Source organism: Rhizobium sp. UGM030330-04 (assembly GCF_003208455.1).
Lineage (GTDB): Bacteria > Pseudomonadota > Alphaproteobacteria > Rhizobiales > Rhizobiaceae > Agrobacterium > Agrobacterium rhizogenes_A.
The window spans coordinates 77957-102977 of the sequence record NZ_QKML01000013.1 but is presented as its reverse complement, the minus strand read 5'-3'; the positions used below and the strand labels follow the sequence as shown (position 1 = coordinate 102977).

General features: G+C 61.3%; 23 protein-coding genes. 4 read left to right on the top strand and 19 right to left on the bottom strand.

Going from position 1 to position 25021, the window contains the following annotated elements; genetic code table 11:
• Positions 1-84: 84 nt before the first annotated feature.
• From N434_RS19565 to N434_RS19545, 4 genes are all read right to left on the bottom strand, one after another.
• The gene (locus tag N434_RS19565) at positions 85-312 is read right to left on the bottom strand and encodes a hypothetical protein (RefSeq protein WP_110759956.1); all 228 of its coding nucleotides are present in this window, start codon (positions 310-312) and stop codon (positions 85-87) included.
• Positions 299-991, bottom strand: a complete 693-nt coding sequence (locus N434_RS19560) for a GNAT family N-acetyltransferase (protein WP_110759955.1) — start codon at positions 989-991, stop codon at positions 299-301. Before N434_RS19560 ends, N434_RS19565 begins: the two co-directional genes overlap by 14 nt.
• A 279-nt stretch (positions 992-1270) precedes the next feature.
• Positions 1271-1966, bottom strand: coding sequence for a tellurite resistance TerB family protein (locus N434_RS19550; RefSeq protein ID WP_065117011.1), 696 nt, complete (start codon positions 1964-1966; stop codon positions 1271-1273).
• Positions 1967-2075: 109 nt separating this feature from the next.
• Complete coding sequence (locus N434_RS19545) at positions 2076-2714, bottom strand: 2-dehydro-3-deoxy-phosphogluconate aldolase (protein WP_065117012.1); 639 nt, start codon at positions 2712-2714, stop codon at positions 2076-2078.
• A gap of 172 nt (positions 2715-2886) precedes the next feature.
• Here N434_RS19545 and N434_RS19540 point away from each other — a divergent pair, with 172 nt between their 5' ends.
• From N434_RS19540 to trhO, 3 genes are all read left to right on the top strand, one after another.
• Positions 2887-3375, top strand: coding sequence for a CYTH domain-containing protein (locus N434_RS19540; protein ID WP_110759954.1), 489 nt, complete (start codon positions 2887-2889; stop codon positions 3373-3375).
• Positions 3359-4267, top strand: a complete 909-nt coding sequence (locus N434_RS19535; RefSeq protein WP_110759953.1) for a CHAD domain-containing protein — start codon at positions 3359-3361, stop codon at positions 4265-4267. The genes N434_RS19540 and N434_RS19535 overlap by 17 nt, the downstream gene beginning before the upstream one ends.
• 101 nt (positions 4268-4368) lie before the next feature.
• Entirely contained in the window at positions 4369-5313 is a 945-nt protein-coding gene (gene trhO, locus N434_RS19530; protein ID WP_110759952.1) for an oxygen-dependent tRNA uridine(34) hydroxylase TrhO, read from the top strand.
• 114 nt (positions 5314-5427) lie between these two features.
• Here trhO and N434_RS19525 read toward each other — a convergent pair whose 3' ends face one another.
• The 11 genes from N434_RS19525 to odc2 form a co-directional block, all read right to left on the bottom strand.
• Positions 5428-7671: a putative bifunctional diguanylate cyclase/phosphodiesterase gene (locus tag N434_RS19525; protein WP_181424024.1), complete on the bottom strand. Its 2244-nt coding sequence runs from the start codon at positions 7669-7671 to the stop codon at positions 5428-5430.
• Positions 7672-7868: 197 nt separating this feature from the next.
• Positions 7869-8648, bottom strand: a complete 780-nt coding sequence (locus tag N434_RS19520) for a MetQ/NlpA family ABC transporter substrate-binding protein (protein WP_110759951.1) — start codon at positions 8646-8648, stop codon at positions 7869-7871.
• Between the two features lie 33 nt (positions 8649-8681).
• The gene (locus tag N434_RS19515) at positions 8682-9350 is read right to left on the bottom strand and encodes a methionine ABC transporter permease (protein ID WP_110759950.1); all 669 of its coding nucleotides are present in this window, start codon (positions 9348-9350) and stop codon (positions 8682-8684) included.
• Positions 9340-10380 carry a methionine ABC transporter ATP-binding protein gene (locus tag N434_RS19510; RefSeq protein WP_110760018.1) on the bottom strand — a complete coding sequence of 347 codons (1041 nt, stop codon included), beginning with the start codon at positions 10378-10380 and terminating at the stop codon, positions 9340-9342. Before N434_RS19510 ends, N434_RS19515 begins: the two co-directional genes overlap by 11 nt.
• A gap of 370 nt (positions 10381-10750) precedes the next feature.
• Positions 10751-11380 (bottom strand): NAD(P)H-dependent oxidoreductase, encoded by a 630-nt coding sequence (locus N434_RS19505; RefSeq protein ID WP_110759949.1) that lies wholly within the window; start codon positions 11378-11380, stop codon positions 10751-10753.
• 303 nt (positions 11381-11683) lie between these two features.
• Positions 11684-13063, bottom strand: a complete 1380-nt coding sequence (locus N434_RS19495) for a GH1 family beta-glucosidase (RefSeq protein ID WP_110759947.1) — start codon at positions 13061-13063, stop codon at positions 11684-11686.
• A gap of 560 nt (positions 13064-13623) precedes the next feature.
• A complete protein-coding gene (locus tag N434_RS19490) occupies positions 13624-14919 on the bottom strand; it encodes an MFS transporter (RefSeq protein WP_110759946.1) in 1296 nt (431 codons plus the stop codon).
• A gap of 89 nt (positions 14920-15008) precedes the next feature.
• Complete coding sequence (locus N434_RS19485; RefSeq protein WP_110759945.1) at positions 15009-15410, bottom strand: MarR family winged helix-turn-helix transcriptional regulator; 402 nt, start codon at positions 15408-15410, stop codon at positions 15009-15011.
• Positions 15411-15503: 93 nt separating this feature from the next.
• Positions 15504-16745 (bottom strand): MFS transporter, encoded by a 1242-nt coding sequence (locus N434_RS19480; RefSeq protein ID WP_110759944.1) that lies wholly within the window; start codon positions 16743-16745, stop codon positions 15504-15506.
• 205 nt (positions 16746-16950) lie between these two features.
• Complete coding sequence (locus N434_RS19475) at positions 16951-17520, bottom strand: GNAT family N-acetyltransferase (protein WP_110759943.1); 570 nt, start codon at positions 17518-17520, stop codon at positions 16951-16953.
• A 192-nt stretch (positions 17521-17712) separates the two neighbouring features.
• Positions 17713-18846 carry an ornithine/lysine decarboxylase gene (gene odc2 / locus N434_RS19470; protein ID WP_110759942.1) on the bottom strand — a complete coding sequence of 378 codons (1134 nt, stop codon included), beginning with the start codon at positions 18844-18846 and terminating at the stop codon, positions 17713-17715.
• 539 nt (positions 18847-19385) lie between these two features.
• Here odc2 and N434_RS19465 point away from each other — a divergent pair.
• Positions 19386-20279 carry a LysR family transcriptional regulator gene (locus N434_RS19465; protein ID WP_065117027.1) on the top strand — a complete coding sequence of 298 codons (894 nt, stop codon included), beginning with the start codon at positions 19386-19388 and terminating at the stop codon, positions 20277-20279.
• 224 nt (positions 20280-20503) lie between these two features.
• Here N434_RS19465 and N434_RS19460 read toward each other — a convergent pair whose 3' ends face one another.
• The 4 genes from N434_RS19460 to N434_RS19445 all read right to left on the bottom strand — a co-directional run bounded on the left by N434_RS19460 (position 20504) and on the right by N434_RS19445 (position 24925).
• The gene (locus N434_RS19460; protein WP_110759941.1) at positions 20504-21457 is read right to left on the bottom strand and encodes a substrate-binding domain-containing protein; all 954 of its coding nucleotides are present in this window, start codon (positions 21455-21457) and stop codon (positions 20504-20506) included.
• Positions 21458-21529: 72 nt separating this feature from the next.
• Positions 21530-22531: an ABC transporter permease gene (locus tag N434_RS19455; protein ID WP_110759940.1), complete on the bottom strand. Its 1002-nt coding sequence runs from the start codon at positions 22529-22531 to the stop codon at positions 21530-21532.
• A gap of 52 nt (positions 22532-22583) precedes the next feature.
• Positions 22584-24107, bottom strand: coding sequence for a sugar ABC transporter ATP-binding protein (locus N434_RS19450; protein WP_110759939.1), 1524 nt, complete (start codon positions 24105-24107; stop codon positions 22584-22586).
• A 194-nt stretch (positions 24108-24301) separates the two neighbouring features.
• On the bottom strand, positions 24302-24925 hold the full coding sequence (locus tag N434_RS19445) for a TetR family transcriptional regulator (RefSeq protein WP_110759938.1): 624 nt from the start codon (positions 24923-24925) through the stop codon (positions 24302-24304).
• Positions 24926-25021 lie beyond the last annotated feature (96 nt).

Genomic DNA, 25021 nt, shown 5'->3' with positions numbered 1-25021 from the left:
GCGTTTCCCGTAAAAGCGCGTGGCGGGCTTACGCCCGGAAATGCGCCACGGCAAAGGCCCGGAGCCTCCGGGACCTGAAGTGCGCTAACCGTCGCGGCGGCGCTGGTAACGCGCGCGCAGCCAGAACAGCAGGAAGAAACAGAGCACCGCTACAGTGCCGAAGGCAGCCGCAAGCCAGGGCGAATAGTCGCCAAGCCACAGCATGATTTTCGGCATGACGAAGAATACCAGCCCGAAGCCCAGGATGATGAGGGCAGCGGCAATGGCCGGCGAGCGATCCTTCCTGCCGGCAGGTTTTTCAGGCGCTGGCATCGGCAAGCTCCGCACGAATATCCTCAAGCTTGCGCTTCTGCGCGCCATCGGCTGCAAAATTCTCCGGCGCGAGCCAGATTTCAAAGGCCCTGCCAATCAGCGGCCATTCGCCGTCGATCATCGAAAACCATGCGGTATCGCGGTTCTGCCCCTTCGAGATCATATGCTGGCGGAAAACGCCCTCGAAGGTGAAACCATACCGCTTCGCGGTGATTTTCGACGGCTCGTTTTCATTGTGGCATTTCCACTCGTAGCGGCGATACCCCAGATCCTCGAACACATGTTTTGCCATCAGGTAATGCGCTTCGGTGGCAAGCGGCGAGCGCTTCATTTTCGCGCCATGGGCGACAGAACCCACCTCGACCACGCCATTGGCGGGATCGGGCCGCATGTAACTTGCCATGCCGACGACATCGCCGCTGGCATTTTCCACGAAGACCAGCGTGACCCAGTTGAGCTTCTGGCCCGCGCCGACCAGCCAGTCGCCAAAGGCATCGGCATCGGGAAAGGCGTTTTGCGGGAAATATTTGAGAAGCGCATTCACGCCCTCGCCGCCAAGTGCGGTCCAGAGCTTTGAAAGATGTTGTTCGCGATCGAACGGCTCGGCGGTTACATAACGGCCCTTCAGCACCACTGGCCTGGGCGCCGGACATCCCTTGAAATCACTCAGATCGCGCATTCTCTTCCCCATTGTCTGGGGACAGGATTAGGGCAAGCGAGGCGGGATGACAACCGGGAAGTGGGGTATTGCGGCGGTGGCCGCGTTTCCGCTTTGGTGGGTGTGGTTCACCCCCCTCTGCCCTGCCGGGCATCTCCCCCTCAAGGGGGGAGATCAGCCAGAAGGCAACGCTCACTCACTCGCAACGTTGAAAATAGCCTAAAGGCCGCCTCCTGCCGATCTCCCCCCTTGAGGGGGAGATGCCCGGCAGGGCAGAGGGGGGTGAGCCACAACTTCGACCTAGACCTTCGCCGCCACCACAGTCGCCTCGATGTGATCCACCAGCGCATCCGGCAGCCCCAGGCGCCCGGCCAGAAGATCGAGATAACCGCGCTCCGCCCGCGTATCGGCCTCGATGGCAAGCCGCGAGGCGGTGTAGAGCTCCACCTTCTGCTCCTCCGTGCCGGCGGCGGCCACCAGCGCGTCTATGTCGAGCGGGTCGGCCAGTTCCTTTTCCAGAAAACGCTCCGCTTCCGTATCGAGGCCGGAGACCTGCACCTTGTCCATGATATTGGCGCGCTCCTTCTCGTCGATATGGCCGTCGGCCTTGGCGGCGGCGATCATCGCCTGGATGAGTTTCAGCGCGAAATCATTGGAAAGGGCCGGTGATTGCGGGTGAAAGGCGGAATCGGCGGGCGGGGCGAGAAGCTCCGGCTCGGGTTTCGGCGCGGCTTCCGGGGCCTGTCCGGACTTGTAATTCTTGTAGGCGAGGTAACCGAGGCCGGCGATGGCGGCGACACCGCCGATGGTGGCGACATTGCCCGCGAGCTTGCGGCCGGTCTTGGTGCCCAGAATGGCGGCGGCAAGCGCACCGGCTTTCAGGGGATTGTTCCTGGCGATATCGGCGGCCTGCCCGGCTCTGTCACGGACGCTTCCCGAAAGGCCCGGCACCTGCGAACCGAGGAATTGTTCAAGAAGCTTCTTGGCGTCGAACATCAAAATCTCCTGTAGAGGTCAAATCTACAGGGGGAGATAGGAAGCCGTGGGCCGAATACAAATGTCAAACCCGCTCACGCCTTCGTGAACGGGTTTGAAGCCATGTGGATCAGGCGCGCAGTGCGGCCGCTTCGGCAGCAAGCTTGGTGATGCCCGCCCAGTCGCCCGTCGCCACCAGTTCGCGCGGGGCAACCCAGGAGCCGCCGACGCAGACGACGTTCGGCAGGGAGAGGTAATCATTGGCGTTCTTCAGCGAAACGCTGCCGGTCGGGCAGAAGACGGTGCCGGCGAGCGGCGAGGACAGCGCCTTGAGGTAAGGCGCGCCGCCGGCCTGTTCGGCGGGGAAGAACTTCAGGACCTTGTAACCCTCGTCGCGCAGCGCCATGACTTCGCTGGCGGTGGCGGCACCGGGAAGCAACGGCACCTTGGAACCGCGCGCGGCTTCCAGCACGCTCCTGTTGATGCCGGGGCTGACGATGAAGGTGGAGCCCGCTTCGGCTGCCGCTTCGAAATCCCGGGCGTTGAGAATGGTGCCGGCGCCGACATTGGCGCCTTCCACTTCCGCCGCAACCGCGCGGATGGCATCCAGCGCCGCCGGCGTGCGCATGGTGATCTCGATTGCCTTCAGGCCGCCTGCGACCAAAGCGCGCGCCAAGGGCACGGCAGACGCGGCATCATCCACGATCAGCACCGGAACAACCGGCTGAAGTTTGAGGATGGAGAGAAGTTTTTCGGAGTCCTGGGCCAAGATGAGCCTCCCTTGCGCGATTGAAACGATTGAAATCCGGTTTACCGATTAGCCTGCCCCGGCTTTGATGTCGAGGCGTGGCAAGGCCATTTTTTATACAGATACTTCAATCAATTCGCTTCTTCATGAAGCCCTCTTGCGATAATCTGGCGCCGCAGTTTGCGGAGACAGCATGGCCAAGGAAATCGAACGGAAGTTTCTTGTTGCAGGCGGTGAATGGCGCAATGAGGTGACGCATAGCATGGCTTTCCGGCAGGCCTATGTCGCTTCGCTGGAAAATCGCTCCGTCCGGGTCAGGATCGTCAACGGGCATGATGCGACACTGACCATCAAGATCGGCGCCAGCGCGCTTGTCCGCGATGAATATGAATATTCCATCCCCCTCAAAGACGCGCAAGAGCTGATGGCCAGCGCGCCGGGCGTGGTGATCGAGAAGACGCGTCACACGGTTGATCATGGCGGTTTCACCTGGGAAATCGATGTTTTCGAAGGCCGTTATCAGGGGCTGGTGGTCGCGGAAGTGGAAATGAACGACGAGAATGCCGATCCAGACCTGCCCTCCTGGCTGGGCAAGGAGGTGACGGGCGACCGCCGCTTTTCCAACCAGTCGCTCGCCATGGACTGTCCGAGTGGAGACTTGCCGGATGCCCTTCAGAATTGATCCGAAGAAGCCCTTCGGCGACGAAATCCGCCGTGCCGGGCTGGAACTGATCGAGGACGCGATCACCATCCTGCGCGACCAACCTTCGGGTTCGCATGAGGCCGTGCACGATGCCCGCAAGCGCTTCAAGCGTCTGCGGGCGCTCTACCGCCTCATCCGCAAGGCGGCGCCCGATTTCAGCCGCGCCGAAAATGCCCGTTTCCGCGATATCGCCCGCTCGCTCGCCTTTGCGCGGGATGCGACGGCGCTGGTGGAAACCGCGGAATATCTCGAGGCTTTTGCGCTTTCCGATACACAGGGCGAGGCATTGCGGTCGATCACGGCAATGCTGCGCGAGCGTCGCGACGATGCCCTTGATCATGAGGCCGGCCTCGATGAGGCGATTGCGGCGGCCATCGCCGGCTGCGAGGCGGGACGCGAGGAGCTGGAAGCCCTCTCCCTGCCGGGCGATCTGAAAAAGACGGCAAGGCTGGTGAGGACCAGCTGGGCGAAACAGAGGATGAAAGCGCGCAAGGCGCTTTCCGATTGTCACGACCAGGCGGATGTCGAACATTTCCATGAACTGCGCAAGGCGGGACAGGCGTACTGGATGCATCTCGGCCTGCTGCGCCGTCTCTGGCCTTCCGCCATGCGCGCCAAGCGGGCCGATACCAAGCGGCTGGTCGATATTCTCGGCCATGAGCATGATCTCTCCATTCTCGCCGCCGTCGCCGACCGGGAACCGGAGCGTTTCGGCAATGGCGAGCGGCTGGCGCTTCTTCTCGATGCGATCATCGAAAGGCAGCAGGCGCTGCGCAGCGAAGGTCTTGAACTGGCGAACGAGGTATTTTCCGAATCCGCCCGCACCGAAAGCCGCATTGTCGGCCTCTTGTGGCGGCAGGCGGCGAAATAGGCGGGAGAACCCGTGAAATCCCGGGATTTGACGATTTTCAAAATAGCGCTCCCCGCCGATAAATATTGCTTTGCAGCGGCCGTCGCTGTATTTCAGCGCCCATGACCGACACGACCATTCTCCCCCGCCCGGAAGTCTCTGGCGATTTCCTTGTGGCCGCACTTTACCATTTCGCCCGCCTGCCGCGGTTCGAGAGCCTGCGCGAGCCGCTGTTCGAGCTCTGCCGGAAGAACGGCGTCAAGGGCACGCTGCTGCTCGCCGCCGAAGGCATCAACGGCACGATTGCCGGGCCGGATGCGGGCATTCACGCCGTGCTCTCCTTCCTGCGCGCCCTGCCGGAATTTGCCGCGCTGGAGCACAAGGAAAGCCGCGCCTCGCACATGCCTTTCGTGCGGCTGAAGGTGAAGCTCAAGAAAGAGATCGTCACCATGGGCGTGCCGGACATCGATCCGAACCGCATCGTCGGCACCTATGTCGACCCGCGGGACTGGAACGCGCTGATTTCCGACCCGGATACCATCGTCATCGATACCCGCAACGATTACGAGACCGCCATCGGTGTCTTCAAGGGTGCGGTCGACCCGAAGACCAAGACCTTCCGCGAGTTTCCCGACTGGGTGAAGAACAATCCCGGCCTGCACAACAAGCCGAAGATCGCCATGTATTGCACTGGCGGCATTCGCTGCGAAAAGGCCACCGCCTTCATGAAGGAACAGGGTTTCGACGAGGTCTATCACCTCAAGGGCGGCATCCTGAAATATCTGGAAGAGGTGCCGGAACAAGAAAGCCTGTGGGAAGGCGCCTGCTTCGTGTTCGATGAGCGCGTCTCGGTGGTGCACGGCCTTGCCGAAGGCGATCATCAACTCTGCCATGCCTGCCGCAATCCGATCACCCCGGAAGTGCGTCTGTCACCCAAATTCGAGGAAGGCGTTTCCTGCCCGAGCTGCTACGATGAGCGCAGCGAAGAGGACCGCCAGCGTTTCCGCGACCGCCAGCAGCAGATCGAACTGGCGAAGAAGCGCGGCGAACAACATCTGGGACGATAAGGCAGGCGGCTTTCACGGAGGGCGGCGGAACCGGTCGATCTCGCCCCTCGACCTCCTCCCCGGCGGGGAAGAGAGAAGCGGGGTACGCTACCGGAGCGCGGAACCCGCTGCCGCTCAGGCCCCTGCCCGAAGCGCAAACAGCGGCGCGGCCTGCCCTTCCACCATGGCGGTGATTTCTTCGGCGGCCACCGGTTTCGAGAACAGGTAGCCCTGCAATTCGTCGCAGCCGCACAGATGCAGGATAGCCGCCTGTTCTTCGGTTTCGATGCCTTCCGCCGTCACGGGAATGTCGAGTGACTTGGCCAGCGCCACCGTTGCCTGCAGCATTTCCAGCGACCGCCCGCCCTTTTCCAGCGCCATGACCAGCGACCGGTCAATCTTCATGCGGTCGAAACCGAAGCGGCGCAGATATCCGACACTCGCAAAACCGGCACCGAAATCGTCGAGCGCAATATGCAGGCCAAGCTGCTTCAGCTTGTCGATCGCGGCACTCGCCCGCTCCGGATGCTGGATGAAATAACCTTCCGTCATTTCCAGCCGCAGCCTTTCGGGCGGCGTCTGCGTGGCGTCGAGAATATCCGCGACATGGCCGGAAAATGCCGGATTGCGGAACTGCACCGGCGAAATATTCACGGACATCTTGATGGATGGCCATTGCCGCGCCGTCTCACACGCCTTGCGCAGCACCATGAGGCCAAGCCGGTCGATGAGGCCGCTGGTTTCGGCCGCTGCGATGAAGATATCCGGCGGCACGAAACCGTGCCCCGGCCTCTGCCAGCGCGCCAGCGCCTCCACCCCGGTGATGCAACGCGTGGCGGCGCTGACGACGGGCTGATAGACCACCGAAATCTCGTCGTTCAGGATCGCGCAGCGAAGATCGGCCTCCAGCTGCAGCTTTTCCACGCGCAGCGCATCCATCTTCAGCTCGTAGGAAACGTAACGCCCGCGACCGTTCTCCTTTGCCTGATACATGGCCATGTCGGCCCGGCGCAGCAGTTCCTCGCCATTGATGTCACCCGCCCGCGAGATCGAGGTGCCGATGCTGCAACCGATGCTCGCCACCCTTTCACCGATGCTGAAGGGTTCCGTGAAGAGTTCGAGAAGGGCCAGACAGAGCTTGCGGCCTTCCGACCAGACGTCGTTGCCCTGAATGGCAATGGCGAATTCATCGCCGCCGAGCCGCGCCAGCACCGCCCCTTCCGGCACCAGGACCTTGAGCGCCGCCGCCACGCCCTTGATCAGCCGGTCGCCGGCGGCATGGCCGTAGGAATCGTTGATTTCCTTGAAACCGTCGAGATCGAGGTAAAGCAGTTTGATATCGGTCTTGTCGTGCCGGGCCTTGCCGACCATGCGGTTCAGCTTTGCAAACAGGCCGGCGCGGTTGCTGAGACCGCTCAGCCGGTCGCGCAAGGCTTCCTCGCGCGCCGCCGCCTCATCCGCCTTCAGCCGGTCGAGCGCGGCCGAACCGATGATGAGGAGCACCAGAAAGAACGCGCCGGCAATGCCGAGCGCGGTGAAGACCACCGGCCGCGCCTCATGGAAACTGACGTCTCCCGGCAGGTGCGAGCGCCATACGAGCCGCGCCAGCACATCGCCCAGCGGATTGACGATATCCACGTGATTGTCGGCAGGCCCGTCACCATATTGCAGTTCCAGACCATCGATGACGTAGTTGCGGGCAAGCTTGTCCACCGTCGCCTGCTTCAGGTGACGGGCGAAGATCAGATAACGCCGTTCCACACCCACCGACGGCAAAACGCCGGACTTGAGCCGAACCAGCGCGACGCCCGCGGCAGCGACACCGTCACCGGTCCTGACGAAACCCGTGGCCTGCGAGGTGATACCGGGCCGCATGGCCTGCACCCGCTCGATCATCTCCTTCAGGCCAGCGGCGAAATAGGCGTCATACGCCCATTTCGCCGGCTTGCCATTCTGATAGGCCATCAGGACCTTGCCGTCTTCATCCAGGACGACGGCGGTATCGAAGAGATCGTTGTTGACCGTCATGTCGCCGTAATTGCTGGCTATCCAGTCAAACCTGTCAGGCGCATAGACATATTCGGCGGCATCGTCCCAGGCGGCATAGTCATTGAGCGTTGCGCCCAGTTGCTCGCGGAAGGTGACCAGAGCGCCCGCCGTGGTCTCGCGTGAGCGGGCATTGTCAAGCAGGTTCGCCTTTTCCCGGACCTGGCTGAGGGCGGACAGCACCAGCGCGGTGACGATGATAAGCACCAGCGCGAAAGTGGACAATACGACGCCGACGGCGGTTCTGCGCCCGACCGGCAAATAATCCCCGATGTTTCGCGGTGCAATCCGCATAAATTCCCCTTCGAAAGCATCATCTTGCGAAGGAAACATTCAGAAGCCGTTAAACGGCATTGTGGCGGCGCCCCAAAAAACAACGGGTATAAAACGACAGTCTGGCTGCGAACCTGAAAAATCCTTCCGTGAAATACCGGGGGTTTTTCATAAAAAATGGATTTAAACGCGCGCCAAAAAGAAAAAACCTCCCCCGCGAACGGGAGAGGCCGAAGCTTTCGCCATGGCGACAAAGATTACCAGGACGGAATGACCGTGCCGTTGTACTTTTCCAGAATGAAGGCCTTCACTTCCGGGCTGTGGTAGGATTCCACCAGCGTCTTCACCCACGGCTTGTCCTTGTCCTGCGCACGGACGGCGATGATGTTGGCATAAGGGGACTTTTCGCTTTCGATGGCGATGGCGTCCTTCTTCGGGTTGAGGCCCGCTGCCGTGGCATAGTTGGTGTTGATGACCGAAGCGTCGGTGTCGTCAAGCGAACGCGGCAGCTGGGCGGCGTCAAGTTCGACGATCTGGATGTTCTTCGGGTTTTCGGTGATGTCGGCAGGCGTTACCTTCAGGCCGGCTTCTTCCTTGACCTTGAGCACACCCTTGGAAGCAAGAACCAGAAGCGCACGGCCGCCATTGGTCGGGTCGTTCGGGATACCGATGGTCGCGCCGTCCTTCAGCTCGTCAAGGTTCTTCACCTTCTTGGAATAAACGCCCATCGGGGTGGTGATGGTGGTGCCGACGCTGACGAGATCGAACTTGCGGTCAGCGATCTGGTTGTCGAGGTAAGGCTGGTGCTGGAAGGAGTTGGCCTGCAGCTCGCCATCATTCAGTGCCTGGTTCGGCACGACATAATCGGAGAATTCGATGATATCGATATCGAGGCCCTTGGCGGCCGCGATCTTCTTCACCTGTTCCATGATCTGCGCGTGCTCGGCGGGGGTGACGCCGATCTTGATGGTCTCGGCCAGCGCCTGACCGGCCGTGAAGAGGGCGGCGAGCGAAGCCGCGAGGATGAGTTTCTTCATGGGTGTCTCCTTGGGTTGTTATTATAAACGCAGTTAATTCTTGCGGGTCCGCTTGTCGAAGCTGCGCGCCAGCCGGTCGCCGGCGCTCTGCACCAGTTGCACCAGCACGATGAGCACCAGAACCACGGCCAGCATCACGTCAGGCATGAAGCGCTGGTAGCCATAGCGGATGCCGAGATCGCCCAGCCCGCCGCCACCGACAGCGCCGACCATGGCCGAATAACCGATGAGGCTGACAAGGGTGAGCGTGAGCGCCAGCGTGATGCCGGGCTTTGCTTCGGCAAGCAGCACCTTGGTGACGATCTGCAGCGGTGTCGCACCCATGGCGCGGGCAGCTTCGATCAGACCCTTGTCCACCTCGCGGATTGCCGCCTCCACCAGCCTTGCAATGAAGGGCACGGTCGCGACTGTCAGCGGCACGATGGCCGCGTTGGTGCCGATCGACGTGCCGGCCACCAGCCGGGTGAAGGGAATGATCGCCACGACAAGAATGATGAAGGGTGTGGAGCGCGCCGCGTTGACGATGAGGCCGAGAATACGGTTGGTCACAGGTGCTGGAAACAGTTCACCCTTGCCACTGGTGGCGAGGAAAACGCCCATCGGCACGCCGATGATGGAGCCGACGATGCCGGCGACCGCGACCATATGCAGGGTTTGCAGCAGGCCCTTCAAGAGAAGGTTGAAGATCATATCAGGCGACATAACCGAGCACCTCCGTGTGAAGACCGGTTTCCGCGTAAAAGCGGCCGGCGCGGGCCGTGACCTCAGCCGAGGCCGGATAGGAGACAACGAGCGAGCCGAAGGGTTCGCCGGAAATTTCCTCGATGGTGCCGGCGAGAATGTTCACGTCAGGGCCGATTTCAGCGACCAGACGGGCCGTCAGCGGCTGAAACGCCGTTTCGCCGAAGAAGACCAGACGTACCAGAACGCGGTCGCCTTCCGCCGCTTGCGGCTTCAGACCCGAAGTGACCCAGTGCGGCAGCTTCACGCCGACCGAGGACGACAGCAGGCTGCGGGTCGTCTCGTGTTTCGGCGCGGTGAAAATGTCGAAGGTCGTGCCTTCCTCGACGATCAGGCCCCTGTCGATGACAGCCACCTGCGAGGCGATGGTCTTCACCACCTCCATCTCGTGGGTGATGAGCAGCACGGTCAGGCCAAGCTCGGCATTGATGCGCTTCAGAAGCTCGAGAATGGACTGCGTCGTTTCCGGATCGAGCGCCGAGGTCGCCTCGTCGGAAAGAAGCAGCTTCGGCTGGGTGGCAAGCGCGCGGGCAATGCCGACACGCTGCTTCTGGCCACCGGAGAGTTCCGCCGGATAACGCTTCGCCTTGTCGGAAAGCCCGACGAGATCAAGCAGCGGTCCAACGCGGGTCTCGATTTCCCTTTTGCCCATGCCTGATATTTCGAGCGGCAGAGCCACATTGTCGAAAGCGGTGCGCGAGGAGAGAAGATTGAAGTGCTGGAAGATCATGCCGACGGAACGGCGCAGCGTGCGCAGGTTCTTTTCATCCAGCGCCGCGACATCGACGCCATCGACGACCACACGGCCGGACGAGGGTTTTTCAAGGCCGTTGGCGAGGCGGATAAGCGTCGACTTGCCGGCGCCGGAGCGGCCGATGATGCCGGTGATGGAGCCTTTCGGCACGACGTAATCGATACCGGCCAGAGCAGCAAAGCCGGGCTTGCCGCTCGTACCGCCGAATGTCTTGGTCACGCCTTCAAACGTGACCATCGGGTCGTTGACCGCCCGCTCCGGGGCCGCCTGTGGCCGGGTCGCGGGCGGTGCCGCGGATGATGGAAAATTCATTGTAAACTCTGGGAAAACGCGTGACGGATCGGGTCTCAAAAAATCCTGCTGCGGCACGAAACCGCTCTCTTCATGCAGCCTAGGGGCACATTCGATGACAGCTGATTTTCCGGGTCATTTCGTCAGGCTTTCACTCAGAAATGCCGGGGATCGGCAATTCGATGGCGCATACTTGCCCGCAGGCGCCACCTTTTAACAGGGATGTTTTTTCAATTATCTGAAAAGAGAGAAAAAATCTACCGCAAAGCCGCCTTGGCGACCCTGCGGCAGTCAAGCTTTTGCGATTGCGCGACGATCAGACGCGGCTGACGAACTCTTCGGCCGGGCGGCGAACCTTCTTCAGGTTCACCAGCCAGTCGCCATCGGGCTGGCGATAACCCAGCGGCAGGATGGTAACGGAGCGCAGACCCTTTTCACGAAGGCCCAAAATTTCATCGAGCTTGGCCGGATCAAAACCTTCCATCGGGGTGGAATCAACGCCCTCGAAAGCCGCCTGCGCCACCGCCATGCCAAAGCCGATATAGGCCTGACGGGCGGCATGTTCGAAATTCACCTGCTGGTCGCGCTGCGGATAGGAGGTGAGCAGCATCTGACGATAGGCTTCCCAGCCTTCATTCTTGATGCCGCGTTCTTCATTGACCAGATCGAACATATGGTTGATCCGCTCTTCGGTGTAGTTGTCCCACGCCGCAAATACCAGCAGATGCGAGCCATCGGTAACCTGCGCCTGGTTCCAGGCGATCTCGCGGATCTTGGCGCGCACGTCAGGATCGGTGACAACGATCACCTCGAAAGGCTGAAGACCGCTGGAAGTGGGGGCGAGCCGCGCCGCCTCGACGATGCGCTCGACCTTGTCTTCGGACACCGTCTTGGAAGGGTCCATTTTCTTGGTGGCATAACGCCAGTTGAGTTTTTCGATAAGCATGTTCGTTTTCCCTTGGGAGGACCAGCCCGCCCTGCCCCTTGGGTGACAGAAACGGACGCTACGCCTTCGTAGCTTGCCTGACATAAGGGACGGGATGGCGGGCGCAAGCAGGCACCGAAAGGTAACCGATAAAAAAGTTTGGGAAACTGATAATAAGGGGACGCAACTTTCGAAGTTGCTCTCCGTCATCCTCGGGCTTGACCCGGGGATCCATCAATACGACCCGATCGTGGATCCTCGGATCAAGTCCGAGGATGACGAACGAGAGGTCGGTGCTTTGACGCAATCACGCCATGGGTAGGTTTACCCCTTCACCACACCATGGTTGCCCTTCGGAAACCCCGAAGCCAGCGCGCTGTACCATTTGCCGCTGTTCTTCAGCGTGCGCACCTGTGTGTCATAATCCACATGCACGAGGCCGAAGCGCATGCGATAGCCTTCGGCCCATTCGAAATTATCCATCAGGCTCCAGGCGAAATAACCGCGCATCGGGTAACCGTCGCGGATGAGATCGGCGACGATGCCGAGGTGTTCGGCATAATAATCGAGACGTGGCTGATCATCCACCTCACCGTTTTCGATGCCCATATTATAGCAGGCGCCGTTTTCGGTGATGTAGCACTCCGGCAGGTCGTAACGCTTGTAGAGCGTCTCGACCAGCGACTGCAGCGCCGGCGCATAAACCTCCCAACCGATATCGGTCTTCACATCGCTGATGGCGGGAGCCGGTGTGGTGGCGGGGAATTCCGCGCCCGGCGTCGCATCGTCGGCAACGCGCATCGGCGTGTAATAATTCAGGCCCCACCAGTCGAGCTTCTGGCTGATGATGGCGAGGTCCTCCGCCTCCACGACGGGCATGCGGCTGCCCAGCGCTTCCATCATCTGCGCCGGATATTCACCCTTGAAGACCGGATCGAAAAACGCGCCATTGTGGAACTGGAAGGCGCGTTCGGCCGCTTTCAGATCAGCTTCGCTGTCGGAAGCGGGAATGACGGAATGGGCATTCAGCACCAGTCCCACCGGCACTTTCGGCGCGACATGGCGCGATGCCTCGACGCCAAAACCATGGGCAAGGTTGATGTGGTGCATGGCGGCAAGGGCTGCCTCCATGTTGCGCTCGCCCGGCGCGTGAATGCCGTAGAGATGGCTGAGCCACACCGCGCACCACGGCTCGTTGAAGGTCGCTACCGCATCCAGCCGGTCGCCGAGGCGGGCCATGACGGTCTTGGCGTAACGCTGGAAGGCATGGGCGGTGGAACGCGAGGCCCAGCCGCCGTCGCCCATCAGCGTCAGCGGCAGGTCCCAATGGTAAAGCGTCGCATAGGTCTTGATGCCGCGCGCCTTGCAGCCATCAACGAGCCGGTCGTAAAAATCGAGCCCCTTCTCGTTGATCGGCCCGAAACCGTCAGGAATGATGCGCGGCCAGGCGATGGAGAAACGATAGGCCTCGACGCCCATCTCCTTGATGAGGTCGAGGTCTTCTTCCCAGCGATTATAATGGTCGCAGGCGATATCGCCATTGTGCCGCCCGAAGACATGGCCCGGCATGTTGCAGAAGGCATCCCAGATGGAGGGTTTGCGACCATCCGCCTTGGTGGCACCTTCGATCTGGAACGAGGCGGTTGCGACGCCGAACAGGAAATCGCCGGGAAAACGGGCTGCAAGCGCTTTGGGATCGGTCATCGGAGAGGCCTTCTCATATCCATCGAGCGTGAAAAGATGAACAGCGGTTTAGACCATGTTGGCCAGCAGGTACAGCCGGAGCCGTTGAAATCTACAACGTTTCAGAATGGGAGGTTAACAAGTCCAAAGCGCTTTGCACACGGAAATTCACCGCAGCGGCAAGGCAGCGGGGCGGGACATCGGTCCGGCAAATGCGGATGGAATGGAAGTGTGGGGGAAGTCGTGCATTTGCCGGACCGCATCTTTTGAACCGTGATACCGGCCCGCTTTGGTCAGGGTATTGTCACGGCGCCTATCGGTTCGGTCCCTCCCCGCTTCTGGCATTGCGGGGTGCCTTTCCGAAACATGGCCTGCCAGAACCATGCTTGTCGATGCCGGCCTCCGGTAAGGAAGGGCGCCGCGCGTATCGCCCTTCCTTACCGGTTGCGGGAACAATGATGCGGCCGAACGGGGCAACGGGGAAAAGCGGGGAGCAATTTTGCGGCAAGTGATTGGGCCAAAAGAGGCGGCGGCGGAAAATCATCCGCCGCCGCTCGCATTGTCCGACCCATGGGTAGCGGTCACGCTGCCTGCGGCGCAAGGTTGGCGGAGCCCGGCTTTCTGAGCAGCAGCACCGAGACGGCGGCAATCATGCACATCAGGCCGGCAATCTGCAGCGCGGGCATATAGGTGTCGAAGTCGCTCTTGAAGAAACCAGCGCCGAAGGCGGCGGTGGCTGCACCCAGCTGATGGCCGGCAAAGACCCAGCCGAACACCAGCCCCGCCTTTTCGCGGCCGAAATTCTCGGCGGCGAGCTTCACGGTCGGCGGCACGGTCGCCACCCAGTCCAGCCCGTAAAAGACGGCAAAGACCGAAAGCTCCACGAAGCTGAACCCGGAAAAGGAGAGATAAAGCAGCGACAGGCCACGCAGACCATAAAACCAGAACAGCAGGAAACGATTGTCGAAACGGTCGGAAAGCCAGCCGGCGAAGATCGTGCCGAAGAAATCGAAAATGCCGATCACCGCCAGCGTACCCGCCGCCGTGACGGCGGCCATGCCGAAATCACCGCAGATCGAAATCCAGTGAGTCTGGATGAGGCCGTTGGTGGAAAGGCCGCAGACGAAAAAAGTACCGAACAGCACCCAGAAGACCGGGTTGCCGGAGACGCTTTTCAGCGTCAGTATCGGCGATACCAGCGTTGCGAGGAACCTGTGATCCTGCCTGGGCGGGTGCGCCACGACAGTCTCACCATAGGCCGGCAGGCCGAGATCGGCGGGGTGGTCGCGCATCAGAAGCAGCACGAGGATCATGGCGACCGCAATCACCGCGACAGAAAGTGTCAGGGCTGTCCGCCAGCCATAGGCTTCCGTCAGCGCCGCCAGAAGCGGCAGAAAAACCAGCTGGCCGGTGGCGTTGCTGGCCGTCATCAGGCCGATCACCAGCCCGCGGCGTTTGGAAAACCAGCGCGTCGCAACCGTGGCGCCCAGCACCAGCGCCGTCATGCCGGTGCCGACGCCAATTACCACGCCCCACAGCAGCAGCAATTGCCAGACCTCTGTCATGAAAAACGAGGCGACGATGCCGCCCATGATCAGCGCAAGCGCCGTCGACACCACCTGGCGGATGCCGAAATGGTTCATGAAGGCGGCGGCAAAAGGCCCGAGCAGGCCGAAAAGCACCAGCCGGACAGCCATGGCGGAAGAAATATCGGCGATATCCCAGCCGAATTCCTGATGCAGCGGCTGGATCATCACCCCCGCAGAGCCCATGGCCCCGGCGGTGGCCAGCATGGTCAGAAAGGTGGTGGCTGCGACCAGCCAGCCATAATGCAGGTTTCTGCCGGCCATCCAGCTGGCAAGGCGTGTGGAGAGCATGTTCAAGGTCCCTTTCCCGTGGCCTTCGGCCGAGTCTTGCGGGTATATACCCGATTTTACGGGCAGATACCCGCTTCATGATCAAAAAATTACAGGGCGGCGAGCAGTTCCTGCAATTGCGCGGTCTTTTCCGGCCCCAGCCGGGCCTCGATCTCGTCCTGAACGCTGTCCCAGAGCGGTGCGCCCGTCTTCAGGATCGCCTGCCCCTCCTCCGTCACGGTCAGCATCGCCTCCCGCTGGTCCTCACCGTGGCCAATCGCCACCAGCCCCATGCGCGCCAGCACCCTGGCATTGCGGCCGACGGTGGAGCGATCCAGCTCCACCCGCGCGGCAAGATCGGTGAGCGAGACCGGCGCGGTGCAATTGATGTTCCGCAACAGGCTGAACTGGCCAATATTGACGCCAAGCGGCGCCAGCGCCTCGTCATAATAGGACGAGACCTTGCGGGATGCTTTGCGCAACAGAATGCAGTGGCAGCTATCGTTTGGCATTTGTCTCGGGTATATACCCGCAATGTGCTGGAAGCAAGAGACATCAGGCAGGTATTCACACCTGGTCGCGGAATAGCTGGCCACATACCTATTTTAAAAACGCAGCCGGAAGAAACCATATGTCGCCAGAACCGCGCAAACCGACGCCCCGATCAGATAGGGCAGATGCAGCGCGGCGATACGGCCAAGCGTGGGCTCGGCAAGGGTGACGAGCAGACCTGCGGCCAATGCACCGAACGACATCGCGCCCCAGCCGAAAAACCGGTAGACGGAATTGACGCGGCCGAGCAACCCGTCCGGAATGAGCCGTTGCCTGTAACTGACCGTCACCACATTCCAGAGCATGCCGGCTGCGGCCTCGAAAAACAGGCCCAATGCCACCAGTGGCACGGAGCCGGAAAGGCCCAGCACCAGATTGAACAGCGCAAAGGTGCAGAGCGCCAGAACCAGGCTTTTCCGCGCCCCAAGCCGGCGGGCAAGCCAGGGTGAGGCGAGCCCGCCAAGAACACCGCCGGCCGCACCACAGGTCAGCAACACGCCATAGGCCGCCGCCGACAGCTGCAGCACTTCCTGCGCGTAAAGGACGAGGATCGTCATTCCGCCGATGAAGACGGCATTGATGACGCCCAGCATGAGGGCAAGCCGCAGGATCATCCTGTTGTGCCGCATCCAGCCAAGCCCCTCCCGCAATGCCGGCCGGAAGGAGAAGGTGCCGGACGGTTTGCGCGGCGACAGCACGATCAACCAGATCAACAGGGCCGACACCGCATAAAACCCGGCATCCAGACCGAAAGGAAAGGCGATACCGGCGGTAATCAGGAGGCCGGCTAGCGGCGGACCGATAAACTGGCCAGTGACCTGTTCGGCACTCCACATCTGGCCGTTGGCATGTTCGAGATCGCTGGGGGCAACCAGCGACGGCAGGATCGTCTGCGCCGCATTGTCCCGGACCACCTCGGCGCAGCCCAGCAGGAAAGCGACCACCGCCAGCGAAAAAATCACTGTCATACCGGCATCCGCCGGTCGCGGAAGCACGGTGGTGGCGGAGATCATGGCAACGGCGCAGACCATCAACGCCAGCCGGACCAGATCAGCCCGCACCATCAACAGGCGCCGGTCACTCCGATCCGTCCAGACACCGACGGGAAGCGCAAAGAGCAGCCAGGGCATTCGCTGCGCCACCGCAATCATGGAGATCAGCAGCGGATCGCCTGTCAGCAGGGTGGCAAGCCAGGGTATCGCCACCATGGATATGCCATCGGCAAGATTGGATACGGCGCTTGCGGAAAAAAGAAGACGGTAGTCGCGGTTTACCCGAAGAAGAGTTGCCTGCATGCCTGATCCCCGCCGCTGAAAATCACACCGGAGCGCTTGCAGGCCGACGCAAATATCTGACAGGCATTACGATATTGCCCGCCCCCGCGAACCGGCATCCAATCCGATATCGCAGCTTTGCATGAAAGACTATTTTGCGGAAACGGAATTTCCGGCGATCCGGTCCCGGCCACTAGACCGGGCCGGAGCGCCGACATTGTTCACCTCAGGCCGAAAGCCGGCGGCCGTTTGCCACCAGAAGACCGGCGGCGCCTTCCAGCCAGCCGGCTTTCAGCTCCAGCGCCAGGAAACGGCTGCGCTCGAACGGACCCGGCATGATGAGGTGCTGCGCCTTGTCGGCGAAGAAGCCGAAACGTTCGTAATAGGGTGCGTCGCCAACCAGAAGGATAGCGCCATGGCCGCGTCTGGTGGCTTCGGCGATCGCCGCGCGCATCAGTGCCGAGCCGATGCCCTTGCCCTCATGGGCGGCATCGACGGCCAGCGGGCCGAGCAGCAGCGCCTCGACGGCACGGCCTTCACGCGAGATGCCGGCTTCGACATTCCACAGGCGCACCGTGCCGATGACATGGCCGTCCTCATCGCGGGCGACCAGCGCCAGGCCCTCGGCCGGAATGCGGCCGGCGCGCAGCTTTTCGGAAGACTTGCGGCGACGGCCGACGCCCATGGCGCGGTCCAGCAGGTTCTCACGGGCGACGACATCGCCCGGATTTTCCTGATCGACATGAAATGTCTGCGGTGTGAAAAATGCCCGTACCGAATTCAAAAGAGCGGCCATCCTTGGCCTCCCGTCACACTACCGCCCACACGCGGCCCTTGATAAAAATTGGTGGAGCCGCTCCGGCCCGCCGACACGCTTTCCTCGGCTGGAAGAGGTGCAGCAAGCAGGGATTTGCGCAACAGCACAATCGGCAGGGCCGGAACGGAAGCTTGGTCGAGACGCCGCCCTTTTCAGCGGACGGCGTTCGGATCAGATGACGTAAGCCTTCAGCGGCTCAAAGCCGTTAAAGGCAACCGCCGAATAGGTCGTCGTATAGGCGCCCGTGCCTTCGATCAGAACTTCATCGCCGATGGTCAGAGAGACCGGCAGCGGGTACATGTTCTTTTCATACAGCACGTCGGCGCTGTCGCAGGTCGGACCGGCCAGAACGCAGGGCTGCATCTCATCCTGATCGCGTGTCGTGCGGATCGGGTAACGGATCGCCTCGTCCATCGTCTCGGCGAGACCGCCGAACTTGCCGATGTCGAGGAACACCCAGCGGTGGTTGTCATTGTCGGACTTGCGCGAGACAAGAACGACTTCCGCCTTGATGACGCCTGCATTGCCGACCATGCCGCGGCCCGGCTCGATGATCGTCTTCGGGATCTGGTTGCCGAAGTGCTTGCGCAGCGCCGTGTCGATCGCCTGGCCGTATTCTTCGGCAGCCGGAACGTCGCGCAGGTACTTGGTCGGGAAACCGCCGCCCATATTGACCATCTGCAGGTGGATGCCCTGCTTGGCCAGCGAAGCGAAGACGCGCTTGGCATCGGCAAGTGCGGCATCCCATGCGTCGAGATTCATCATCTGCGAGCCGACATGGAAGGACACGCCGTAGGATTCGAGGCCGAGCTGATGCGCGTAGACGAGAACGTCAACAGCCATCTGCGGCACGCAGCCGAACTTGCGAGAGAGCGGCCATTCCGCACCTTCGCCATCCGTCAGCACGCGGCAGAAGACGCGCGCGCCGGGAGCGGCACGGGCAACCTTCTCGACTTCCTCATGGCTATCAACGGCGAAGAGATCGATGCCGAGCGCGTAAGCGCGGGCGACATCGCGTTCCTTCTTGATGGTGTTGCCGAAGGAGATACGGTCGGCCGTCGCGCCGGCATCGAGCGCCATCTGGATTTCAGCCACGGAGGCGCAATCGAAATTGGAGCCGAGCGAAGCGAGCAGCTTCAGGATTTCGGGAGCCGGATTTGCCTTCACGGCATAATAGATCGCGCTGTTCGGCAGGGAATGCCGGAACGCGTTGAAATTGTCGCGCACGACGTCGAGATCAACCACAAGGCAAGGGCCTTCGGGACGTCGGGTCTTGATGAAGTCGAGAATGCGTGCAGTCGTCATCGATATATTCCCTATAAAACCGACTCCGGAAAAAAATCCGAAGGACAAAGGACGCTCGAGATATGCATTCGAATCAGCCGGTGGAGGCGCAGAATCGATAGCATACGCTCAAGGCGCGAATGTGAACGATGCCCTGCCAGAGCATCATTCGGCTTTGTCTGCCATGGATTGGAGGGAATGACCCGACCGCACTTCAGGCAATGATGGTGTGCCTCTTTAGTACCCCGGCTGATGGAGAGCCGGCAGAGAACCAGAAAGGCCCGCACCGTCGTTGCTTCGTATGTCCTCGCATTTTCCGGTTGGCCGGAATAGCGACTGGAGGGGTTAGTTCCAGGTACCTTACCGAGATCCTCACCACATCGAGGACCCGGCGGACACACATGGGCACGTGCGACTTTGGGCAGCACGGGAGATAAGAATATTCGCCGTCATAATCAAGAGGATTTTTTCACCAGATAGCGGATTTTTTCAGCAACCATTTTGGGGTTGAACAGTCCTTCGTCAGCGTTCAATTATATGGAACGAACCGGAGGATTTTCATGGACACGCTGACCCGCATCCGCGCCTTTATCGATGTCGTCGAAGCGGAGGGTTTTTCCGCCGCCGCGCGCAAGACGGGGCGATCCAAGGCGCTTCTGTCCAAATATGTCCGGGAACTGGAAGACGATCTCGGCGCGCTGCTCCTTAACCGCACGACAAGGCAGTTTTCGCTGACCGAGGCCGGGCACACCTATTACCGCACCGCCTCCGACATTCTGAAGGAGATCGACAACCTCGCCGATCTGGTGCGCGAGAAGAATGCCGATCTCAAGGGCAAGCTCCGGATTTCGGTTCCGCGCACCTTCATCGATGCCGATGTCGGCCAGAGCCTGATCGATTTCGCCAAGGAAAATCCGGAGCTGTCGCTGGAAATCGTCGCCGAGGACCGGTTTGTCGATCTGATCGAAGAAGGTTTCGACCTTGCCGTCCGGATCACCCGGCTGGAGGATTCGGGCCTCATCGCCCGCAAGCTTTCCGATTTCCGCGTCTATGCGGTGGCGACGGCGGATTTCGTGGCCCAGCACGGGCCGCTCGACGGGCCGCAGGACTTCTCCCGCGTTCCCTTCATCATCGACACCAATACCCGTTTTCACAATACGGTGCGCTATCTCGAGCCGGATGGCGGCTCGAATTCGGTCACCATCAGCGGGCCTATCGAGGTCAACAGCCCCCAGGCGACGCTGCGCGCCGCCCGCGCCGGCCTCGGCATCGCCATGGTGCCTGACTTCATCGCCCGGCCCTATATCCAGTCCGGCGAACTGGTGACGCTGTTCGACGATTATATTTCCAAGGACCGCGGCATTTACGCGGTCTATCCGCATCGCCGCTACCTGCCGGCCAAGGTGCGCAGCTTCGTGGACTATCTTTCGGCGTGGTTCAGGAAGAACGGGTGATGCGACGGACGGTTAAGTTGTCACACCGCCCTCACCTCCGTCATCCTCGGGCTTGACCCGAGGATCCATGTTTCAACGGTTGATGGATCCTCGGGTCAAGCCCGAGGATGACGCCGCGTGTGACGAAATGTTTGCCGCGCCCCTCTTCCCGCGTTGCGAGAGACGTTTATCCCTAATGCTGACGCCCGCCTTGCGGCGGGCGTCAGCATTAGCTGGAAATCAGATCAGAACGGCGAATCCGGGAAGTAGAACTGCTCGGCATTCTCCTTGGTGATCAATGTCGCGTCGAGAATATAATTCCCGGCAACCGGCACCTGATCGTAAAAATGCCCGGCCGTCAGCTGCATGGCTGTCGCCACCATTGCCGGCGGATAGAGCACGTCGACCGGCACCAGCTTGTCTCCGTCCATGACCTTCTTGATCATGTCCTTGGAGCCGGCACCCGCAACGATATATTGGATATCGGTGCGTTTCGCCTGCTGGATCGCTTCCAGCACGCCGATCGCCATGTCGTCATCCTGGCACCAGACCACGTCAATCTTCTTATACTTGGTCAGATAGTCCTGCATCACGCGGAAGGCGTCGTCGCGGTTCCAGTTGCCATATTGACGGTCGAGAACCTTGACGTTCGAACCGGCGATGCCCTTGTCGAACCCATCCTGACGCTGCTGGTCGATGGGGATCGGCAGACCGCGAATGACCACCACTTCCGCATCCGGCGTGGTCTTCTTGATGTATTCGCCCGCCACCTGGCCAAGCGCCGGGTTGTTGCCGGCAACATAGAGATCGCGGATGGAATTGTCGTTGACGCTCGGCGCACGGTCAACAAGCGCAACGAAGGTGCCCTTGTCCTTGATCTCCTTGATGGCGTTGACCAGCGGATCGGGATCGGACGGCAAAACGACCAGTGCGTCCAGCCCCTGCACCGCCAGATCCTGCAGCGCGTTGGCCTGATTGGCAGCATCCGGCGATGTCTTGACGATCACATTAAGCCCCGGATGCTCCTGCATCAAAAGCTTCGCCACGCGCTCGGCATGATAGACGACACCGGCCGTCCAGCCGTGGTCGGCGGCCGGAATGGAGACGCCGATGGTGACCTTCTTGTCCTGCGCATGCACTGAGCCCGCCAGCACCGCAGCCAGCGCGGCAAAGGCCACGCCGATGAATTTTCTACGCATAGTCTCTTTCCTCCCAAGACCGGGGCGTTCCTCCTTCAACCGCACCTGCCCCACATGGCGCGGCGTGATACGTCACCTGCGGCTGAGCGAACGCTGCACCAGCATGGCGATGATGATGATGGCCCCCTGAATGGCGCCGATCAGATATTCGCTGACGAAGTTCGACAGGATCATGATGTTGCCGACGATCTCCAGAATGAAGGCGCCGCAGATCGTGCCCCAGATGCGCCCTACCCCGCCGCGCAGCGCCGTGCCGCCGACGACGACGGCCGTGATAGCCTGCAGCTCCCACAACATGCCCGTCGTGGCCGAGGTGGAGGCAAGGCGCGGCACGTAAAGCAGCACCGCCACCGCAACGCAGAGACCTTGCACGACATAGGCAATGGTGCGGACCCGGGCGACGGAAATGCCGGAATAACGCGCCACATCCTCGCTGGAGCCGACCGCTGTCAGATGCCGGCCGTAACGGGTACGGTAAAGCACGAAGGCGGCGATGGCGGCGGTCACGAAAATCACGATGACCGGCACCGGCACGCCCAGCACATTACCGAAATAGACCGGGCGATAAAGCGTCTGGATTTCCGGGTTGCGCAGCGTGATGGCGCCGCCCTGCGACAGCCATGTGGTCAGCCCGCGATAGATGCCCATGGTGCCGAGCGTGGCGATGAAGGGCTCGATGCGGCCAATGGTGGTGATGAGGCCATTGGCCAGCCCGCAGGCCGCGCCGATGGCAAGCGCCAGCACCATGGCGGCCAGCAGCATTAAAAGCGGGCTGGCGATGACGCCGCTGTTCATGAACAGGATCATCAGGCTGGCGACGAAAGCCACCATTGCGCCAACCGAAAGATCAAGCCCGCCCGAGGTGATGACGTAGGTCGCGCCAAGCGCGATGATGGCGATGAAGGCGCTGCGGGTGACGACGTTCAGGAGATTGTCGATGCCGATGAAATTGGGATTGGCGATGGTGCCGAGAACCAGCAGCAGGGCCAGCGCCACAAACGGCGCGACGGCGCGCAGATCCCAGTCCTTCGAGGTCTTCGGCGTCTTGCCGGTGTCAGTTGCGGCCTCGGTCATGTTTCTCCTCAATTGTCTTTTCTTCAGGCCAACTCTTTCGAAACCCGCAGCCTCAGGCGGGTTCCTGCGTGTGAACACCGGTCGCCAGCGCCACGATGTCGTTTTCGGTCATGCGATCCCCCGTCACCTCGCCGACGATCCGGCCGGAACGCATCACCAGAATGCGGTCGCAGATGCCGATCAGCTCGGGCATTTCCGAGGAGACGACGATGATCGAGCGCCCCTCCTCCGCAAGCCCGGCGATGAAGCGGTAAATCTGCTCCTTGGTGCCGATGTCGATGCCGCGTGTCGGCTCGTCGATGATGACGATGGACGGATCGAGCAACATCATTTTGGCGAGCAGCAGCTTCTGCTGGTTGCCGCCGGAGAGCTGACCCGCCAGCAGATCCTTGCGGCCGGTGCGGATATCGAAATCACGCACCGCATCATCAAGCGCCGCCGTCTCGCGGCGGGTGTCGATCTGGAGCAGCCGGCTGAATTTCTTCAGCGAAGCAAGCGTCAGATTGATGCGCAGATCCTTGGCAAGCAGCAGTCCCTTGCCCTTGCGATCCTCGCTTAAGTAAACGATGCCCGCCTTCAGGCTGTCTTCGGGCTTGGCGAAAGTGACCGCGCGCCCAAGATGGCGAACCGTTCCCCGCCCGGCCCGCAGGCCCAGCACGCCCTCCATCAGCTCCGTCCGCCCGGCTCCGACCAGACCGGCGAAACCGAGGATTTCGCCCTTGCGCAGGCGGAAACCGGCATCCTGCGCATAGCCGGGAACGTTAAAATGCTCGACCTCAAGAACCGGCTCACGCTCACCGCCGGCATTGCGGTCGGGATAAAGCTTGGCGACATCCCGCCCCACCATCAGCCGCGCCATATCGGCCGGCTCCAGCTCTGAGGCCGGATGCGAGGCGACCAGCCTGCCGTCGCGCAGCACCGTCACCCGGTCGGCGATCTCCTTCACTTCCGGCAGGCGGTGCGAAATATAAAGCACGGCCACGCCTTTCGCCCTGATATCCCGGATGACATTCAGGAGTGCGTCGGTCTCGATCGGCGTCAGGCTCGCAGTCGGCTCGTCGAAAATCACCACACGATGCGGCACCAGCAGAACGCGGGCAATCTGCACCAGCTGCCGCTGCGCTATCGACAGGCTGCCGACGATGGCGTCGGGATCGATCGTGCCGCCGAGATCGCCAACGGCCTTGCGGGCGCCGTCGCGCATGGCGCGGTCGTCCACAACAGGACCTTTATGCAATTCGCGGCCGAGATAGATGTTCTGCGCCACCGTCAGATCCGGCGCCAGCAATATTTCCTGATGCACGAGAACGATGCCGCGATGTTCGGCATCCACCGGCCCGCCGAGCGCAACGGCTGCGCCATCGATGAGGATTTCACCGCCCGACGGCTTTTCATTGCCGGCCAGCAGCTTCATCAGCGTCGACTTGCCGGCGCCGTTCTCGCCGATGATGGCGTGCACCTCGCCGGCGCGCACCGCGATCTCTATATCCTTCAGAACCTGAACCGGCCCGAAGGATTTCGACAGCCCGACGGTCCGGACAAGGGCCGGGGCTGAAGTTTCGTCAGCAAAAGCCATGCGCCGTCACCGACAGCCGGTGAGAACGGACGGTTTTTGCCCCTCGATTTTCCTTGAAGCGACCATGAGCGAACTCCTCCCAAAGCTCGGAGAAGAAGCTAACGTCCGTTTTGAGGTACGTAAAGCAAATTTCGCTCGTCTTTTAGAATACACTGAAATTTGAAGGATGCGTCCCGGCCAACCGGCGGATCGGATCAGGGATTTGCGGAGCGCTTGAAACCTTTCATGAGGCTGTGCACGGCCTCGCCGCCCTCCTTTGCCAGATCGAAGCGCTTGCCGAACAGCAGCCAGTCGGAGCAGATGCCTTTCAGCAGCCAGTAGAGCGCCCCGAGCGCCGATTCCGCCGTCCAGTTGTCGTTGAAGGCACCTTCCGCCTGCGCCCGTTCGAAAGCCGCTTCCAGCCGCTCCTTGTGATAGCGGTCCAGTTCCTCCTGCGCATGCAGGACAGGCGCGAACTCGTCTGAATAGCTGGTGCGCAGGCTGATGGTCATGATGCGCTGGCGTTGTTCGTCCTGCGCCAGAAGCGCCAGCCACTTGCAGGCCGCCTCCTCGATCTTGGCCAGCAGGGTCAACCCCTTGAGATCAGGATCACCGAAATCGAGCAGATCCGATTCGGGCAAAGCGACGGATTCGTATAGCCCGATGAAAAGGTCGGTCTTGCTGGAAAAATGCCAGTATATCGCCCCGCGCGTCACCCCGGCTGCGGCCGCCACCTCGTCCAGCGAACTGTTGGCCACGCCTTTCTTGAAGAATACCCGCTCGGCGGCGGCAAGGATCGCCTGACGGGTCTCTTCTGCCTCGGCCTTGGTACGGCGCATTCCGATGTCTCCTTCCAGTCGTGGCACGGCGCTCTCGCACCGTGCCTTTTCTTGTCGTGCCGGGCTGTCATTCACATGAATATGGCACGGCCTTCA